The sequence below is a fragment of the Bradyrhizobium sp. USDA 4538 genome, assembly GCF_024171045.1.
GTDB classification, from domain to species: domain Bacteria; phylum Pseudomonadota; class Alphaproteobacteria; order Rhizobiales; family Xanthobacteraceae; genus Bradyrhizobium; species Bradyrhizobium australafricanum.
The window spans coordinates 1,136,096-1,153,390 of the sequence record NZ_JALJZE010000001.1; the positions used below are offsets into that span (position 1 = coordinate 1,136,096).

Below are 17,295 nucleotides of genomic sequence, written 5' to 3' on the forward strand. Positions count from 1 at the left end.
AAACCGTACACCTGAGATGTGACAGGACGACGGCTGCAGCCTTAGGCGACGATCGCACGGCCATTTGACGCGCAGACGCGACAAGCAGGTCACGAGGTTCAGGGCTCGCGCACACGCGCGAGCCCTGTCGTGTCTTAGAATGATTCAAATCTATTCCGGTTAGAGAGATTCAAGTCTGCTCCGGTTCTTTTCGCGCACGCCGACTGCTAGAGGCGCGCCGTGAACGAGTTCGCGTGAATCGGAAGTCCAAGAGTGCCTGTGAATGCTGATGGCCGGGTTGTCGGCGACCGTCGAAATGCCGCCGACAAGGGCCGTACCCATCTGCTGATCGGCGCAGCATTCCTGCTCGCCGATGTCGCCTCCCCGGCAACGCCGGCAAACGCCCAATCGAGCGTCCCGTTGCCGCCTGTTTCGGTCGACCAGCCGACGCCGAAGCGCAAGCCGGCTGCCGCCGCGGCAAAGCCGGCGCAGCGAACGCTGGCGGCCGCCGCGGCACGGCAGCGCAGCCGGAATGCCCAACCGGCGCCGCCGACACTATCGGAGCGCGCGGCAGCCAGCGCCGCCGTGCTGAACGAAGTCAAGCTGCACTATCGCGCGATGCCAAGCCCAACCACACTGCGCAGCGGCGCCTCGCCGCTGGACACCTCGCAGACGGTCAACGTCGTGCCGGAGCAGGTGTTGAAGGATCAGCTGCCGCGCAACCTCGATGACGCGCTCGCCAATGTCAGCGGCGTCACCCAGGCCAATACGCTGGCCGGCACCCAGGATGCGGTGATGCGCCGCGGCTTCGGCGACAACCGCGACGGCTCGATCATGCGCAACGGCATGCCGCTGGTGCAGGGTCGCAGCCTCAACGCAGCGGTCGAAAGTGTCGAGGTGCTGAAGGGCCCGGCGTCGCTGCTCTACGGCATCATGGATCCCGGCGGCATCGTCAACACGATCAGCAAGCGCCCCGAGCTCTATCAGCACGGCTCGGTGACCTTGCTCGGCTCGACTTACGCCAACAACAAGACCGGCGCCGACGGCACCATCGACATCACCGGCCCGATCGGCGATGGCGGTCTCGCCTATCGCTTTATCGGCTATGGCGTGAGCGAGGATTACTGGCGCAATTTCGGCCGCCATCGCGAAATGCTGGTCGCGCCGTCGCTGGCCTGGTACGGCGAGAACACCACCATCCAGCTCAACTACGAGCACCGCGAATTCATCACGCCGTTCGACCGCGGCACCGCATTCGATTCCGTGACCAAGGCGCCGCTGGCGATCCCGGCGACGCGCCGGCTCGACGAACCGTTCAACAACATGTGGGGAACCTCCGACCTGATGCAGGCGTCGGTCGAGCACCGGCTGAACCAGGACTGGAAGCTGTTCGCGGCCTACAGCTACAACACCGAGACCTTCAGCGCCAACCAGCTCCGCATCACCGGCGTCAACGCCAAGACCGGCGTCGAGACCCGCAGCAATGACGGCACGTGGGGCTCGCTCAGCAATGCCAGCTACGGCACCTCCTATCTGCAGGGCAACGTCTGGCTCGGCAACATTCGCAACGAGGTGCTGTTCGGCGGTGACGGCCAGTACCGCACGATCTACCGCGACGACCTGATCCGGCAGGCGACGCCGAGCTTCAACTTCTACAATCCGATCTATGGGCTGATCACGCCGGGGACGACGGTGTCCGCCGCCGACAGCGCGCAGACCGACAAGCTCGGCCAGTGGTCGCTGTTCTTCCAGGACACGCTGCATCTGACCGAGCGCTTCGCGCTGGTCGGCGGCGTACGCTACATGGATTACGACCAGCTCGCCGGCAAGGGCCGCCCGTTCATCACCAATACCAATGTCTCGGCCGACAAGGTGCTGCCGCTCGGCGGCGCCATCTTCAAGCTCACCGACCAGGTCTCGCTTTATGCGAGCTACACGCAATCGCTGAAACCCACCTCGACCATCGCGCCGCTTACCGGCGGCGTCGTGATCGGCTCCAACATCGCGCCCGAAGAGGGCACCCAATGGGAGACCGGCGTCAAGTTCGACTTCAACAAACAGATCTCCGGCACGCTTGCGCTCTACGACATCGACAAGAAGAACGTGTTGGTTTCGCAGCTCAACGCCACGACTGGTATCGTCGAGTACCGTACGGCGGGCAAGGTTCGCTCGCGTGGCGTCGAACTCGACGTCACCGGCAGGCTATCAGACAATTGGAGCATGATCGGCAGCTATGGCTATACCGACGCACGCGTAACCGAGGACCCGACGCTCGCCGGCAAGGCCCTGCAGAACGTCGCGCTGAACACCGCATCGCTCTACCTCGTCTATGATTTCGGCACCACCCTGCCCGGCCGGCTTCGCCTCGGCGGCGGCGCGCGCTATGTCGGCGACCGGCCGGGCGATGCGGCGAACAGCTTCGTGCTGCCGGCCTACACGGTCGCGGACATGTTTGCGACCTACGAGACCAAGGTCCAGTCGTTCCCGGTCATCTACCAGTTCAACGTCAAGAACCTGTTCGACACGGTCTACTACCCTTCGGCCAACAGCATCCTGACGGTCGCGATGGGCGACGCGCGGCGCTTCTCGCTCTCGGCGACGGTGAAATTCTGATGAGTGACGTTCGGCGCCCGATCAAGGCTGCACTGCTGCAGGTCCATTCCCTGGTTGGCCTCGTGCTGGCGCTGCTGTGGGCCGTGGTCGGCCTCACCGGCGCGACGATGGCCTTTGAGGATGAGATCGAGGCCAGCCTGAACAGTCAGATGATGCGCGTCGAGGCCAGCGCGACCCCGCGGCTCACGCCGGACGAGCTGATCGCGCGGCTGGCGGCGGCGGGCGATTTCGGCAAGGTCTCGGCCGTGACGATGTCGAGCGATCCATCGGCCGCGGCCCGCATCCGTTTCGCTCGCAGCGAAGGCGGCACGCGGCCGTCCTCGGTCTATGTCGACCCCTATGACGGGCACGTGCTCGGCTCGCCGCGCGGCGAGGACTTTTTCGCAACCGTCCGCAAGCTGCATCGCTGGTTGCTGCTGCCGGGCGACGGCAATGGCATCGGCCGCAAGATCACCGGGTCAGCCGCGATCTGCCTGATCGTGATGCTGATCACCGGCCTCGTGCTGCGCTGGCCGCGTCGTGCGCGCAGCGTCAAGATGTGGCTGAAGCCGAATCTGGGACTGCGCGGCCGCGGTCTGCATCGCTCGCTGCACGCCGTGATCGGGACCTGGGTGCTGCCGGTCTATCTGGTGATGACGCTGACCGGCCTGTGGTATTCGTTCGAGTGGTACAAGGCCGGCGCCAACTGGCTGTTCGCGCGGCCTCAGGCCGCGGCCAACGCGACGCAGCCCAAACCGCCGCGCGGCGGCGCGGCTGCCGAGAGCAAGGGTGAAGCCAAGACCGAAGCGAAGGCCGAGGCAAAGCCGCTTGCCTTCGATCACGTCTGGTCGACGTTCCTGCAGCAGGAGAACAACAGTTACGGAAGGGTCCTCCTGACCATGCCGGCCGGCGCGGGCACGGCCGTGCGCGTGCGGTCATGGCCGCGGGACTCGTCGCGCGAGGCCGTGCGTGACGAATTCCGTATCGATGCCCTCACCGGCCGCGTCATCGCATCGGATCGCTACGCCGACAAGACGTCTGGCGAACGCGTCCTCGCCAGCGTGCTCGACATCCACCGCGGCGCCATCCTGGGATGGCCCGGCAAGCTCGCTTTCATGCTGGCCGCCGCCATGATGCCGCTCTTTGCCGTGACCGGCCTGCTGCTCTATCTGTCCCGTCGCAGGCACCGGCGGCTGGAGCGGCCGCCGGTCGGCCACCTCGTTCCGGGCGAATGAAGCCGTTTCATCAATTTGTCGAAATCGCACGCCGCGAGCCGGGCACGTAACTCGGCGTCCGTTTCGGCCGCGAGCTCAAGCAATCCACGATAGGGATCGCCCGATATCCCGAGCACGGCAGCGAACGCAGGCTCGGTCTTGAGACCGCCCGCCCTCAATTCGCTGACGGCTCGCCGCAGCCGTCCATCATCAAGTGCAAGCAGCCGCCGTTCGACCTCGAAGTGGATCCAGCCCCGTTGCTGCTCCACCGGACGCTGATCACCGAACAGTTCGAACGGCCAGCCGTCGCACACAAAGCGGGCAATCACCGGCCGCGTCCCCGAGGTCCACCGGAAGAGGACGAAATCATCGCACGCTTGATAGTGAGCCCAAATGATGTCCGCGAATGCGTTCGGATCGGACGCATGGCAGACGATATCGATGTCGCTGCCGGGCACGGTAAGGCCGAGCGGCAGCGTTCCGACGATACGAGGATCGAACGGCTTCAGCAGCTCCATCACAGCGGAGCTGGTGACGGCGGATGCGTAGTGCCCGACACTCATCGCGTGGCATGCCCTCAAGATCGCAGCGACGCATTACCACACGCGCGTGGAACGTGCGAACCTCTGCAAGTGGGCGGGCTTGAGGGGATCGTGGCCAAAAACGTTACGGGGCGATCTCGACCGCGTCACCGTGGTCGAAAATCGCCCCGCCGCCGGCGGACAGGCCAGGCTGCTCGCGCGCCAGACCGTCCAGCCGATAGTCGAATGATCTGTTCGATCGATTAGCCGAACTGGTTCATCGTGTTGTGGGCGCCGCCCGCCTTGAGGGCAGCCTCACCGGCGAAGTACTCCTTGTGATCGTCGCCGATGTCGGAGCCCGCCATGTTCTGATGCTTGGCGCAGGCGATGCCCTGGCGGATCTCCGCGCGCTGCACGTTCTTGACGTAGCCAAGCATGCCCTGCTCGCCGAAATACTCCTTCGCGAGATTGTCGGTCGACAGCGCCGCCGTGTGATAGGTCGGCAACGTGATCAAATGGTGGAAGATGCCGGCGCGCTTGGCCGAATCCGCCTGGAAGGTACGGATGCGCTCGTCGGCTTCGATCGCCAGCGGCGTCTCGTCGTATTCCGGCTTCATCAGCTCGGCACGGTTGTACTTGCTGACATCCTTGCCGGCTTCCTTCATCGCGTCATAGACCTGCCAACGGAAGTTGATCGTCCAGTTGAACGACGGCGAGTTGTTGTACGCCAGCTTCGCGTTCGGAATGACCTTGCGGATGCGATCGACCATCGAGGCGATCTGCTCGATATGCGGCTTCTCGGTCTCGATCCACAGCAGGTCGGCGCCGTTCTGCAGCGAGGTGATGCAGTCGAGCACGCAGCGATCCGCACCGGTGCCGGGACGGAACTGGTAGAGGTTGCTGGGCAGACGCTTCGGACGCATCATCTTGCCGTTCTGGTTGATGATGACGTCGCCGTTGCGCGCATTGGCCGCCGTCACTTCCTCGCAGTCGAGGAAGCTGTTGTACTGATCGCCGAGGTCGCCGGGCTTATGGCTCACGGCGATCTGCTGGGTCAGGCCGGCGCCGAGCGAGTCGGTACGGGTCACGATGATGCCGTCTTCGACGCCGAGCTCGAGGAACGCATGGCGGCAGGCGCGGATCTTCGCGATGAACACCTCGTGCGGCACGGTCACCTTGCCGTCCTGGTGGCCGCACTGCTTCTCGTCGGAGACCTGGTTCTCGATCTGCAGGGCGCAGGCGCCCGCCTCGATCATCTTCTTGGCGAGCAGATAGGTCGCCTCGGCATTGCCGAAGCCGGCGTCGATGTCGGCGATAACGGGCACGACGTGGGTCTGGAAGTTGTCGATCTTCTCGATCAGCGCCTTTTCCTTGGCCTTGTCGCCTTCCTTGCGGGCCGCATCGAGCGCGCGGAAGATATCGTTCAACTCACGCGAATCCGCCTGACGCAGGAAGGTGTAGAGCTCCTCGATCAGGGCCGGCACCGAGGTCTTCTCGTGCATCGACTGATCCGGCAGCGGGCCGAACTCGGAGCGCAGCGCCGCGATCATCCAGCCGGAAAGATACAGATAGCGGCGGTCGGTATTGCCGAAGTGCTTCTTGACCGAGATCAGCTTCTGCTGGGCGATGAAGCCGTGCCAGCAGCCGAGCGACTGGGTGTACTTGGTGCTGTCGGCGTCATAGGCCGCCATGTCGGCGCGCATCAGCGCAGCCGTGTAACGGGCGACATCCAGACCGGTCTTGAAGCGGTTCTGCAGGCGCATCCGCGCCACGGCTTCGGCGGTGACGCCGTTCCAGGTGTCCTTGCCCTTGAGCAGCGCTTCGGCCGCCTCGATCTCGCTCTGATACGAAGCCGGTCCCTGGATGGCCCGGTCGCTGATCCCGCGCGGTTGGAAGTTCATGTCCGTGATCCCTTCGGTGACGAAATAACTGCACCGTTTGTGACGCGCGGCGTCATAGGGAGCTAGACCTGGCGCGGAAAACTTGTCATAACTTACAAGAAACCGATGTATTGTTGTAAGAATCTTACAAACCTTGGATAAGGCGATGGTAACCTCAAGCGCCCGTTCCGTTTTCATGGGCCCACGACTGCGCCGGCTGCGGCGCGACCTCGGGCTGACCCAGGCCGACATGGCCGCCGATCTCGAAATCTCGGCCCCCTATGTGGCGCTGCTGGAACGCAATCAGCGCCCGGTGACGGCCGACATGCTGCTGCGGCTTGCCCGCACCTACAAGATCGATCTGGCTGATCTCGCTGGCGATGGCGGTGCCGATCACACCGCCCGCATGCAGTCCGTCTTGAAGGAGCCGATGTTTGCCGACATCGACATCCCCGCGCTTGAGGTCAGCGACCTCGCGGTCAGCTATCCCGGAATGACCGAGGCCTTCCTGCGCCTCTACACCGCCTATCGCGAAGAGCAGCTGGCGCTTGCGGAGCGCAGGGCTCCGGACATGGCGATCGCTTCACCGGGCCAGGAGAACTTTGACGCCAACGATCCCGTTGCGGAGGTCCGACGTTTTCTCGCCGCGCGCCGCAACAATTTTGCCAGCCTCGACGATGCCGCCGAGCGGCTCGTCCACGAACCTGCCGGGCCCGCCGGATTTATCGAGCGGCTTCGGGAGCGACATAAACTCCAGGTCCGCTATCTGCCGCCGAACGTCATGCTGGGTTCGATCAGGCGACTGGACCTTCATCGCAGACAATTGCTGCTCGAGGACTCGCTCGATACCGCGGGCCTCAATTTTCAGCTGGCCAAGCAACTTGCCTATCTGGAACTGGAGGGCGAGATCGGCGCCGCCGTGGAAGCCGGCAAGTTCACGACCAAAAGCGCCGAGCTGCTGGCGCGCCGTGCGCTTGCGGCCTACGCCGCCGCCGCACTCATCATGCCGTATTCGGTGTTCGCGAAAGCGGTCGAGGCCCGCCGCTACGATCTGGAGGCGCTGGCGCGTCAATTCGGCACCAGCTTCGAGCAGGTCGCGCACCGCGTCACGACCCTGCAACGGCCGGGTCTCGAAAAGGTCCCGTTCTTCCTGATCCGGGTCGATCCGGCCGGCAACATTTCCAAGCTGCTTGACGGCGCCGGCTTCCCGTTTGCAAAGCACGGCGGTGCATGTCCGCTATGGTCAGTGCACGACATCTTCAAGACGCCGCGCCAGATCGTCACCCAATGGCTGGAACTGCCCGACGGACAGCGGTTCTTTTCGATCGCCCGCACCGTGACCGCCGGCGGCGGCGCGTTCGGCGCCATCCGCGTCGAGCGGGCGATCGCGATCGGCTGCGCCGCCGAACATGCGGGCCAGTTGATCTACACGCGCGACGGACAGGGACCGAATGCCGACGAGCCGACGCCGATCGGCGTCGCATGCCGGGTCTGCCATCGGCCGAGATGCGCGGCGCGGTCGGCGCCGCCGATCGGACGCGAGATTCTTCCGGACGATTTCAGGACCTCGAGCGTGCCGTTCGGCTTCTCGGCGGATTGACGAAGTCGATCACCCCTGCGGCCGGTTCGCGTCGTACAGCACCCGCACGCGGATCGTGCCGTCAATGGCTTTCAAATCGGCCAGGAGTCCCTCGCCCTCGCCGCCGACCACGTCGGTCTCGAGCACGACATAGCCGACTTCCGGATCGGTCTGCAGATATTGCGCCAGGATGTTGATCCCGTGCCGGGAGACCGCGTCGTTGACCTGGCGCATGACGCCGGGAACGTTGCGATGAACATGGATGAAACGGGTGCCGGTCGGTCGCGCCGGCAATTGCACCTGCGGAAAATTGACCGCGCCGAAGGTCGATCCGACATCGGAATAGTCGATCAGCTTGCGTGCAACTTCGCCGCCGATGCGATCCTGCGCTTCTTCCGTCGAACCGCCGACATGCGGCGTGAGGATGACGTTGGGGAGACCCTGCAGCGGGGAGACAAAGCGCGCCTCGTTCGACACCGGCTCGACCGGAAACACGTCGACCGCGGCACCCGCCAGCCGGCCCTCACGCAGGGCGCTCGCCAGCGCATCGAGATCGACCACGGTGCCGCGCGAGTTGTTGATCAGATAGGCCTCAGGCTTCATCAGCTGGAGCTGGGCGGCGCCAATCATGTTGGCGGTGGCCGGCGTCTCCGGGACATGCAGCGATACGACGTCGCTTGCTGCGAGCAACGCGTCGAGCGATTCGGCGGGCTCGGTATTGCCATGGCGGAGCTTGTCGGTCTGATCAAAATAGATCACGCGCATGCCCATGGCTTCGGCGAGGTTCGACAGCTGCGAGCCGATGTTGCCGTAGCCGACGATGCCGAGCGTCTTGCCGCGCACCTCGCGGCTGCCTTCGGCGGACTTGTCCCAGCCGCCGGCATGCGCGGAGACCGAACGCGGAAATATCCGGCGGAACAGCATCACGATCTCGGCGATGGTCAGCTCCGCCACGCTGCGGGTGTTGGAGTATGGCGCGTTGAAGACGGGAATCCCGAGCTTTCGCGCGGCGTCGAGATCCACTTGATTGGTGCCGACCGAAAAGCAGCCGACAACGAGCAATCGGTCGGCGGCCTCCAGGATGTCCGCGGTCAACTGGGTCCGCGAGCGAATTCCCAACATATGGATGCCCGACAGCGCCTGCCTGAGTTCTTTGGGTCCTAGCGCCTTGGGCAGACGTTGCAGCTCGGTATAGCCGTTCGCCTCGAACATCCGGACCGCGGATTCGTTCACGCCCTCCAGCAGCAGCACGCGTATTTTGGTCTTGGGAAGCGACAACATCATCGAGATCCGGATTCGTAAGGTTCGGGCAGATCCTGCCACGAGCGCAGTTTCGACGGATCGCGTGATAGCATAGAAAACGGTCGCGTCAGAAGCCGCCGTGGGCTGCCCGCTCTGCGATTCCCGATGAAGCCTCTCGATCCGCGCATCCAGGCGCGGAGCGGGAACCCGTTCAGTCAAAGATCCTGGCCAATTCGCCGGCAGAAGCCGCGTTTGCGGCTCCTGGGGCGCTCGAACGCCTGCTCCGGCTCACGGGCCGGAGCTCCATTCGTGCTCAGCGCGGCGCCGAGGGCTATTGTCTGCAGCGGCGGGTTCGCTTCCTCCCCGTTCCGGCGCCGCAAGCCTGCGGCAGTCTCACTGGCAGGGATACCGCCGGCCGTCCTTTGCCTGGAACGTATTCGACGCCGGATCGTAGGAGCGATAGCGCTGGGCGCAGGACGCCGCGTGCTGCTGGGCGGCGGCAGCTTCCTGCTGCGCGGCGGCGTTGGCTGCGCCGGCCGCGATGACGCCGCCGATGAGGCCACCGACCAGTCCGCCGACGGCAGCGCCGCCGCCATTGTCATAGCACTGCCCGTAACGGCACCAGACCTTCTCGGTCAACGACGGCACTGCCGCCGCAACGCCGGTACCGTGCTGCAACGGAGCCGAAATGGCGGAGGCCGAAAACACCACGGCACCGGTGGTCGCCATCAAAACAACTTTCACAAAGCGAGCCCTACTCATCATATCTCCTGCTTCATTGCTGTGGGCGCAGGCCGGCACCTGCGTCCCGATTCCCTCGACTTGGATGAACTCGTCTGGTTCCGGACCGGACGACACCCGGACACGCGCGGCCGGTTACAATTCGCGCGTCAGCCTGCTTCACAGATGGGCGAAGTTCATTGGCCGGCCGCGTTCACGACGCGGCAGAGGTTATCGCCGACACCTGGCGCCAACTGTCCCGGCGGCAAGCTGAAGGTCGCATCGACGCGACTACCCTTGCCGTCCTTGCGGACGACGACTTGCAGCGTTTGTGGGCGGCCGGATCCGGTGGTCTCCTGCTGGGTGGTCAGCGTGCCGAGTTTCTTGTCGACGTTCACGCCGACAAAGCCCTCCGCCAGAACGGCGCGGGACACCTTGTCGAGGGCGGCACCGGGATTGACCGACGGAAAGATCATCCAGGTCTTGTGCGTCATGCCCGTTACCATCGGAACGCCGGTGCTCTGGACGTGATCTGCGCAACCATCGGCCAGCGCAGGCATGGACGAAAGAACTGTAAGCGCGAGTACGCAAGTAATCCTTGTAAGCATGCTTTCATAACCCGTTTGAGTTGGTCGTGACGATTTAGGCCAAATGGGCTACGAGTCCATGGACGACGTCGCATTCCGGATGGAGGCGTTCGGATTGTGGCTAGAACAGTCGATCGCGCATGCTGTGCATCCGCTGCTGCTCTCGAACGTTGGCGAGGCGGATTGAATCGGAACTGTCGCGCGATGCCGGCGGGCGGATGAGATCAAATGTCAGCTTTCGCGGCTCGATTGCGCGACCTGGATATTCTGTTCGCTATTCGGATATTGAAGAAATTGTGAGAAAGGGCACGCGACCCGAAATCACCAAAGCTGTGCTAGTGTGGTGATGCGGTCTATGCGTGTGGCGGACGCCCTGAACAGCGGAAAACCGGTCTGATGGATCGGGCAATCCGCGAAACAGCAATCATCCGATGGTTGGGATTTGATGGTCGAAGACGTACTCGCTGCACCTCCCACGCGATCGGGATCTTCGTTCGAAGAACTCCTTGAAATGCTCCACCCTCACGGGATCAATGCGCATTCCTCGCCGCGGCCTGACGAATCGTTTCGCTGGCATGCGGACATAGCCATCGGCGCGGAACTTGACGTCGTGCGGGCCGATCTGTCGGCCGGTTGGGATTGGCGCTATTCTTACGAGAATTCCGCCGGAGAACTCGCAATAAGCCTGCTGAATGCCGGCCAGGCCGAAATGCTCATCGCAGGAAAGAGCATCCAGCGGACCCCCTCCGAGATCGCCATCGTCCCCCTTCCGACGATGCAAGCGCAGCGGGTCGAAGCGGTCGATGGACGATACTCAAGCGTCACGCTCACCTTGCATACGGGCGTAGTTGCCAAGGTGCTGTCTGCGACGTTCGGGAGCACGGCGCTGGAAGATCTCAACCTGACGCCGATCGTCGACTTGTCGACCGGCGTTGGACAGACCCTTCTTCAGCTTGTCCGCACGAGCACCACCGGCTTGTATGACGGGATCCTGGTACGCTCTCCGAAAGCCAGTGCGCTGCTATCCGAAGCAGCGATACAGCTCATCCTTGAGAACGTTCCTCATCGGCTGACCGACCGGTTGAGCCGCCACCCGCTGGATGCGCCGCCGCGCTACATTCGCCGTGCGGTCGAGTATATGCGGGCCAATCCGCATCTGCCGCTGACGATATCGGATATTGCCGCAACGGTTGGGGTCAGCAGCCGGTTGCTGCAATTGGGCTTTCGTAAAATCCACGGCACGACGCCGGTCGCCTATCTGCGACAAATTCGGCTGGAGGCCATCCACGACGAACTGTCGCGACCGGAGAACATGCTCCCGATCAGCGAAGTCGCGCTGAAGTGGGGTTTTACGCATATGGGCCGTTTCGCTGCGGTGTACCGCTCGGCCTTCGGCCTGTATCCGTCCGATACGGTCCGGCGCGCGCGAGGTTTCTTAAGCTAGGCAGGCGGTTGTCGAGCCAGGCTGCGGCGGATCAGCAAATAGCCGTCCCAGACGCCTTGTCGAACAAGTGCGTTCGCTCAAGATCGAGCGCGACGTCGATGACATGATCCGGTTCCGCGGCGACGCCGACCGGCATTTGCGCCGTGAACGCGAATGGGCCGACGGTCCCGATCACCAGAGTGTGCGGCCCGAGCGGCTCCACGTCTTTCACAAGGATTCGGACGGAAGAGCCTGTCGATGCGTCTTGCCGCAACACATGGTCGGGCCGGACGCCGAGCACCACGGGCTTGCCGACGCTGCCGGCATAGGCCGCCTCGCGTGACTTCGGCACTCTCAACGCAGTGCCCGACGGCTCGGTGAAAATGAGCGCGCCGTCGCGGGCGACGAGCTCGCCATGGATGAAATTCATGCTGGGCGCGCCCATGAAGCCGGCGACGAAGAGATTGCTGGGCTTCTCGTAGATCGTGATCGGATCGGCCGCTTGCTCGATGCGGCCGCGGTTCATCACCACGACGCGGTCGGCCATGGTCATGGCTTCGACCTGGTCGTGGGTGACATAGACGATCGTCTTGGCGAGACGGCGGTGCAGCGCCTTGATCTCGGTCCGCATCTCGATGCGGAGCTTGGCGTCGAGATTGGACAATGGCTCGTCGAACAGAAACACATCCGGGCTGCGCACGATGGCGCGGCCGATCGCCACGCGCTGGCGCTGCCCGCCCGAGAGCTGTTTGGGCCGGCGCTGCAGATATTGTTCGAGGTCAAGCACGCGCGCCACGTCGCTGACGGCCTTCTCGATGCTGGCGCGCGATTCGCCCCGCACCTTCATGCCGTAGCCGATGTTCTCTCCGACCGTCATATGCGGATAGAGCGCGTAGTTCTGGAACACCATCGCGCAATTGCGCAAGCCAGGACGCAATTGCGTCACGTCGCGATTGCCGATGCGGATGGTTCCGCTCGTCACCGCCTCCAGTCCTGCGATCATGCGCAACGTCGTCGTCTTGCCGCAGCCGGACGGGCCGACAAGCACGACAAACTCCTCGTCGGCCACGTTGAGGTCGAGCCCTTCAATGATCTTGTAGGGCCCGTATGCCTTGCTGACATTCTCGATCTCGACGTGCGCCATGGATTCCTTTTCCGTCCCTTCATCGACGGCAAGTAAAGTCCCGGACGATGCTCGCGCATCATCCGGGGACGTCTCACTGGAAAGCTAGTTCTTCGGCGGAAGGCCCATCGCCGCGCGATAGGCCGCGAGCTGCTTGGCCCGGCCGAACTCGTCGGTCAGCCGATTCCACTCCTTGGCCATCGCGTCGAGCGCCGCCTGCGGCGTGGTCTGGCCGGCCAGCGCCTTGCCGAGCTCGATCTCGACCACCTCGGTGTAAGAGAAGTAGCCGGGCAGACGCATGTCGAGCGCGACATTCTTGGCATTGATGGAGTCGGATTGCGCGCCGAGATATTCCTTGGCCTCTTCCGGCGAGAAGATCTTGCTCCACAGTTGCAGATTGGCAGTGTGCGACTTGCGGTAGGGATTGACGCCGCTGCCGCCGGTGATCGCCGCCTGGCCCGACACTTCAGGGCTTGTCAGTGTCTTGACGAAATCCCACGCCGCCTTCTGGTTCTTGCCGGCCTTCGGCACCGCGATCTGCCAGCCGCCGAATGCCATGAACGGGCCCGGAAGCACGCTCGGGAACTTGTCCCACTTCTTGGTCTTGGCGTTCCAGATCTCGTCCGAGCCGGGCAGCATCGCCGAACCGACCTTGCCCGAGATCTTCGACTGCTTCGGGTCGGCGGCGATGACGCCGGTGTCGCCCCAGCCGATCGATTCCGCAACCTGGCCGCCGGCTACGGCAGCGTTCACCTCGCCGAACGAGAAATTCAGCGCGTTGGGCGGCCCGAGCTTCGATGCCCTGATGTATTCCTCGAGCCCCTTCACCCAGCCCGGATTGTTGATCTGTGCGTCCATCGTCTCGGGGTCGAAGAACATCGCGCCCGGATAGTTCGGATTGTTGGTGTATGCCGCCGCATGGCTGAAGAAGAACCAGAACTGCTGACCGCCGCGGCGGAAGGCTTCCGCCGTTCCCCACAGCCCCTTGTCGGGCCGCTGGAAGAACTCCGCAATGTCGAGATACTGCTTCCAGGTCTTCGGCGGCGCGAGGTCGTAGCCGTATTTGGCCTTGAAGGCGTCCTTCTCCTTGGGATCGCTGAACAGGTCGGTGCGGTAGGTATAGGTGTGGACGTCGCCGTCCATCGACTGCGAGTAGATCTTGCCTTCCCACACCATCAGCCGTTCGCGATAGGCCGGCTCGATATCGTCCCAGTCCTTGCCGGACTGCATCTCCTTCGGCATCTCGCTGAGATAGGGCACGAAGTCCGGCAGCCAGGCCGGCGCGAAGCTGACAAGGTCGAACGTCGCGTCCGACGCCGTCAGCGATGTCGCGATCTTCGGATAGAGCTCGGACCAAGGGAATTCGACGACATTGACCTTGCCGCAGGTCTTCCTGGCCCATTCGTCCGCGCCGAGCTTGAGCGCGGAGGCGATATACGGCCCGGTCTGCGACGCCACCGTCAGGGTGACGCCAGTATAGTCCGGGCTGCAGGCAGCATTCGCCTGGCTCGCGACACAGGCCATCGCGAGCGAGGTGGTCAGCATCAGGAACGTCCGTCGCAACATCGTCTAGTCCTCCCTACAAGGTTTTTTGCTATTTGATGGCCCCGAGCAGCAGGCCCGACCGCATCATCCGGCTGAGCAGGCCCGCCATGATCATCATGGGAACGATGGCGACGAGCGCCGCAGCCGATATCGCCCACCATTCGTCGCCGCGCTGGCTGTTCTGTCCCGCCACCAGGATCGGCAGCGTCTGCCATCTGGAATTGGTCAGGAACAGCGCGAACAGAAACTCGTTCCAGACGAAGGCCAGCGTGATCATGAACGTCGCCAGCAGCCCGTTCATCGACATCGGCACCACGATGCCGAAGAAGATGCGCCAGCTCGGCACATTGTCGACCATCGCCGCCTCCTCGACCTCGATCGGCACAGCCTCGAAGAAGTCGCGCATCAGCCAGACGACGATCGGCAGCGAGAAGGCGACGTAGCACAGCGTCAGGCCGACAAAGCTGTCGATCAGCTGGAAGCCGAGCCGGCCGATCTCGCTGTAGAGCAGATACAGCGCGAAGGCAGTGACGATAGGCGGGAACATGCGCTGGCTGACGAACCAGAACAGGATGTCCTCATTGCCGAGGATCGGTCCCGGCAGCGGCAGGCGGTTGGCGGCGACGGCCACGATCAGCGCGATCGGAAAGGCCAGTAACAGGGCCTGCGGGCGGGTGAACCCGAACGTCGTGTTGAACAGCAGGTAGCCGCCGAGAGCGAGCAGGAAGAACACGACGCCCGCGCCGAAGCGAACCTTGAATTCGAAGCGCACCAGCGCATAGGCCGCCATCGCGCCGATCGCCGTGGCGATGGCCGCCGCGGACAGGCCAACGATGGTCGAGTTCAGGAAGGTCCGGAAGAACTCGCCGCGGATGCCCTGATAGAGATCGATGAAGGGCTGCAAGGTCGGCGTGAAGTCGATGAACGGCAGATAAGTCGGTCCGCCGACGACGCCGGGCGGCGTCTTGAATGCGGTCACCACCACCCAATAAAGCGGAAACACCGTGATCAGGCACCAGATGAGAACGCCGGCCGCGACCAGGCGTCGGCTCCATGGCGACAGCCCCGTCAAGCCCTGCCCGCTCATCGGCGCTTCTCCAGATGCGGCCGCAGCAGCGCCAGGTAGGTCACGCCGATGATCGTGATCGCGATCAGGAACAGGAAGCTGAGCGCCGATGTGTAGCCGAGATTGAACTTCTTGAAGCCTTCCTGATAGGCGAACAGCGTCAGCGTCTCGGTGTCGACGCCCGGCCCGCCGCCGGTCATCACGAACACCGTGTCCATGATCTTATAGCTCTCGATCAGGCGGATGAAGACGACGGCGGCCGAGATCGGCAGCATCATCGGAAAGGTGATGCCCCAGAACTGCTGCCAGGCGCTGGCATTCTCGAGCTCGGCGGCCTCGTAGACATCTTCGGGAAGCGTTTGCAGCCCGGCCAGCATCATCAGGATGACGAACGGGGTCCACTGCCAGACCTCGACCGCGATGATGCAGGCGAGTGCCCAATGTCCATTGGTAAGGAACGGCAGGTTGACCAGGCCGAACTTCGACAGGAACTGATTGAGCGGTCCCATCGTCGGATTGAAGATCATGCGCGCCACCAGCGCGACCGCGACGGGCGCCAGCAGCATCGGCAGCAGCAGGGCGACGCGGAACAGCCGCTCACCCGGCACCCGCGCATTCAGCGCCAGCGCGACGCCGAACCCGATCGCGTATTGCAACCCGACCGCGATCAGCGCAATCAGCGTCGTGGTGAAGAGCGCATTCCAGAACCGCGGCTCCTGCAACAACGCCGCATAATTGCCAAGCCAGACGACGCGCGGCGGGATCGGCGGAATCAGGCGGTAGCTGAGGAAGCTCGTGGTCAGCGAATAGATCAGCGGAAAGATCGAGATCGCCAGCACGACGAGCACCGCCGGCCAGATGAAGACATGCTTGATCGGATCATTCCGCATCATCGCAGCATCATCCCCTCAGCAGCGCTTCGATCTCCACGCGCCGCGGCATCGCGGGCGCGGTGCCCGGCCGGGTCACCGAGATTCCCGCCGTGGCCGAACCGAACCGCGCGGCCTCGAGCGGATCGACGCCGTCCGCGAGCGCCGCCGCGAAGCCGCCGACGAATGCATCGCCCGCCCCGGTGGTTTCGACGACCTTGCCGGCCGCGAAGGGCGGCACGTGCAGCGAGCGATCCCGCGCATGGAATAGCGCGCCGCGCTCGCCGAGGGTGATCAGCGCCGTCCCGGCGCCTTTGGCCAACAGGGCGTCGCCGGCGCGGCGGGCGCCGGCGAGGTCGCCCACCGCGATCCCGGTGAGCGCTTCGGCCTCGGTCTCGTTGGGAACGACATAATCGCACAGCGCAAACAGACCATCGTCGAATTGGATGGCCGGCGCCGGATTGAACACAGTGATGCTGCCGGCGGTGCGCGCGATCTCGAGCCCGCGCCGCGCTGCATCGACCGGCTGCTCGAGCTGCGTCACGAACACACGGCTGTCGCGGATCGCGTCCGCCACCGCGTCAACATCGGCCGGGCCGATACCGCCCGCTGCACCCGGCACCACGATGATGGCGTTGTCGCCGCGCGTCTCATGGACATAGATAAACGCCGCGCCGGTCGGCGCATCCGCGGTCCTGGCCACGCGCGGCCGGATTCCCTCGGCCTCCCAGGTCCTGATCGCAAGCTCGCCGAAGGCGTCGCTGCCGATCCGCGAGATGAAGCTCACGCCGGCGCCGGCCCGCGCGGCCGCGACAGCCTGGTTGGATCCCTTGCCGCCGGGCCCCATCGCGAATCCCGAACCGGCGATCGTCTCGCCGATCGCCGGCATGTTGCCGGCGCGGAACGCCAAGTCTACGACGAAGACGCCGAGGACGGCGACGCCACTCTTGCTCAT

Annotated in this window: 15 protein-coding genes; 5 read left to right on the top strand and 10 right to left on the bottom strand. The window is 64.1% G+C overall.

Annotated features, from left to right (window positions below; translation table 11 throughout):
- Window positions 1–258: 258 nt before the first annotated feature.
- Window positions 259–2,592, top strand: a complete 2,334-nt coding sequence (locus J2R78_RS04980) for a TonB-dependent siderophore receptor (RefSeq protein ID WP_253609757.1) — start codon at window positions 259–261, stop codon at window positions 2,590–2,592.
- The gene (locus tag J2R78_RS04985) at window positions 2,592–3,806 is read left to right on the top strand and encodes a PepSY domain-containing protein (protein ID WP_253603277.1); all 1,215 of its coding nucleotides are present in this window, start codon (window positions 2,592–2,594) and stop codon (window positions 3,804–3,806) included. Before J2R78_RS04980 ends, J2R78_RS04985 begins: the two co-directional genes overlap by 1 nt.
- Here J2R78_RS04985 and J2R78_RS04990 read toward each other — a convergent pair.
- Together J2R78_RS04990 and J2R78_RS04995 are read right to left on the bottom strand one after the other, a co-directional pair.
- Window positions 3,737–4,348: a DUF4269 domain-containing protein gene (locus J2R78_RS04990; protein ID WP_253603279.1), complete on the bottom strand. Its 612-nt coding sequence runs from the start codon at window positions 4,346–4,348 to the stop codon at window positions 3,737–3,739. The two genes, J2R78_RS04985 and J2R78_RS04990, sit on opposite strands and share 70 nt — an antisense overlap.
- Before the next feature lie 221 nt (window positions 4,349–4,569).
- Window positions 4,570–6,207: an isocitrate lyase gene (locus J2R78_RS04995; RefSeq protein ID WP_253603281.1), complete on the bottom strand. Its 1,638-nt coding sequence runs from the start codon at window positions 6,205–6,207 to the stop codon at window positions 4,570–4,572.
- A 145-nt stretch (window positions 6,208–6,352) separates the two neighbouring features.
- Here J2R78_RS04995 and J2R78_RS05000 point away from each other — a divergent pair, with 145 nt between their 5' ends.
- Window positions 6,353–7,786: a short-chain fatty acyl-CoA regulator family protein gene (locus J2R78_RS05000; RefSeq protein ID WP_253603283.1), complete on the top strand. Its 1,434-nt coding sequence runs from the start codon at window positions 6,353–6,355 to the stop codon at window positions 7,784–7,786.
- A gap of 9 nt (window positions 7,787–7,795) precedes the next feature.
- On the opposite strand, the gene serA is transcribed toward J2R78_RS05000, so the two are convergent.
- The 3 genes from serA to J2R78_RS05015 all read right to left on the bottom strand — a co-directional run bounded on the left by serA (window position 7,796) and on the right by J2R78_RS05015 (window position 10,221).
- Window positions 7,796–9,049, bottom strand: a complete 1,254-nt coding sequence (serA, locus tag J2R78_RS05005; protein WP_092083792.1) for a phosphoglycerate dehydrogenase — start codon at window positions 9,047–9,049, stop codon at window positions 7,796–7,798.
- 351 nt (window positions 9,050–9,400) lie between these two features.
- Complete coding sequence (locus tag J2R78_RS05010; RefSeq protein WP_253635995.1) at window positions 9,401–9,769, bottom strand: BA14K family protein; 369 nt, start codon at window positions 9,767–9,769, stop codon at window positions 9,401–9,403.
- A 155-nt stretch (window positions 9,770–9,924) separates the two neighbouring features.
- Complete coding sequence (locus tag J2R78_RS05015; RefSeq protein ID WP_244435956.1) at window positions 9,925–10,221, bottom strand: hypothetical protein; 297 nt, start codon at window positions 10,219–10,221, stop codon at window positions 9,925–9,927.
- 157 nt (window positions 10,222–10,378) lie between these two features.
- Between J2R78_RS05015 and J2R78_RS44670 the strand changes: the two genes are divergently transcribed.
- Window positions 10,379–10,501: a hypothetical protein gene (locus J2R78_RS44670; RefSeq protein WP_256558510.1), complete on the top strand. Its 123-nt coding sequence runs from the start codon at window positions 10,379–10,381 to the stop codon at window positions 10,499–10,501.
- Between the two features lie 258 nt (window positions 10,502–10,759).
- Window positions 10,760–11,758 carry an AraC family transcriptional regulator gene (locus J2R78_RS05020; protein ID WP_253603288.1) on the top strand — a complete coding sequence of 333 codons (999 nt, stop codon included), beginning with the start codon at window positions 10,760–10,762 and terminating at the stop codon, window positions 11,756–11,758.
- Window positions 11,759–11,789: 31 nt separating this feature from the next.
- Here J2R78_RS05020 and J2R78_RS05025 read toward each other — a convergent pair whose 3' ends face one another.
- The 5 genes from J2R78_RS05025 to J2R78_RS05045 all read right to left on the bottom strand — a co-directional run bounded on the left by J2R78_RS05025 (window position 11,790) and on the right by J2R78_RS05045 (window position 17,295).
- Entirely contained in the window at window positions 11,790–12,881 is a 1,092-nt protein-coding gene (locus J2R78_RS05025) for an ABC transporter ATP-binding protein (protein ID WP_253603290.1), read from the bottom strand.
- A gap of 84 nt (window positions 12,882–12,965) precedes the next feature.
- The gene (locus J2R78_RS05030; RefSeq protein WP_309145035.1) at window positions 12,966–14,405 is read right to left on the bottom strand and encodes an extracellular solute-binding protein; all 1,440 of its coding nucleotides are present in this window, start codon (window positions 14,403–14,405) and stop codon (window positions 12,966–12,968) included.
- A gap of 49 nt (window positions 14,406–14,454) precedes the next feature.
- A complete protein-coding gene (locus J2R78_RS05035) occupies window positions 14,455–15,492 on the bottom strand; it encodes a carbohydrate ABC transporter permease (RefSeq protein WP_253603295.1) in 1,038 nt (345 codons plus the stop codon).
- Window positions 15,489–16,364 (bottom strand): carbohydrate ABC transporter permease, encoded by an 876-nt coding sequence (locus J2R78_RS05040; RefSeq protein WP_253603297.1) that lies wholly within the window; start codon window positions 16,362–16,364, stop codon window positions 15,489–15,491. Before J2R78_RS05040 ends, J2R78_RS05035 begins: the two co-directional genes overlap by 4 nt.
- Window positions 16,365–16,371: 7 nt before the next feature.
- Window positions 16,372–17,295 (bottom strand): ribokinase, encoded by a 924-nt coding sequence (locus tag J2R78_RS05045; RefSeq protein ID WP_253603299.1) that lies wholly within the window; start codon window positions 17,293–17,295, stop codon window positions 16,372–16,374.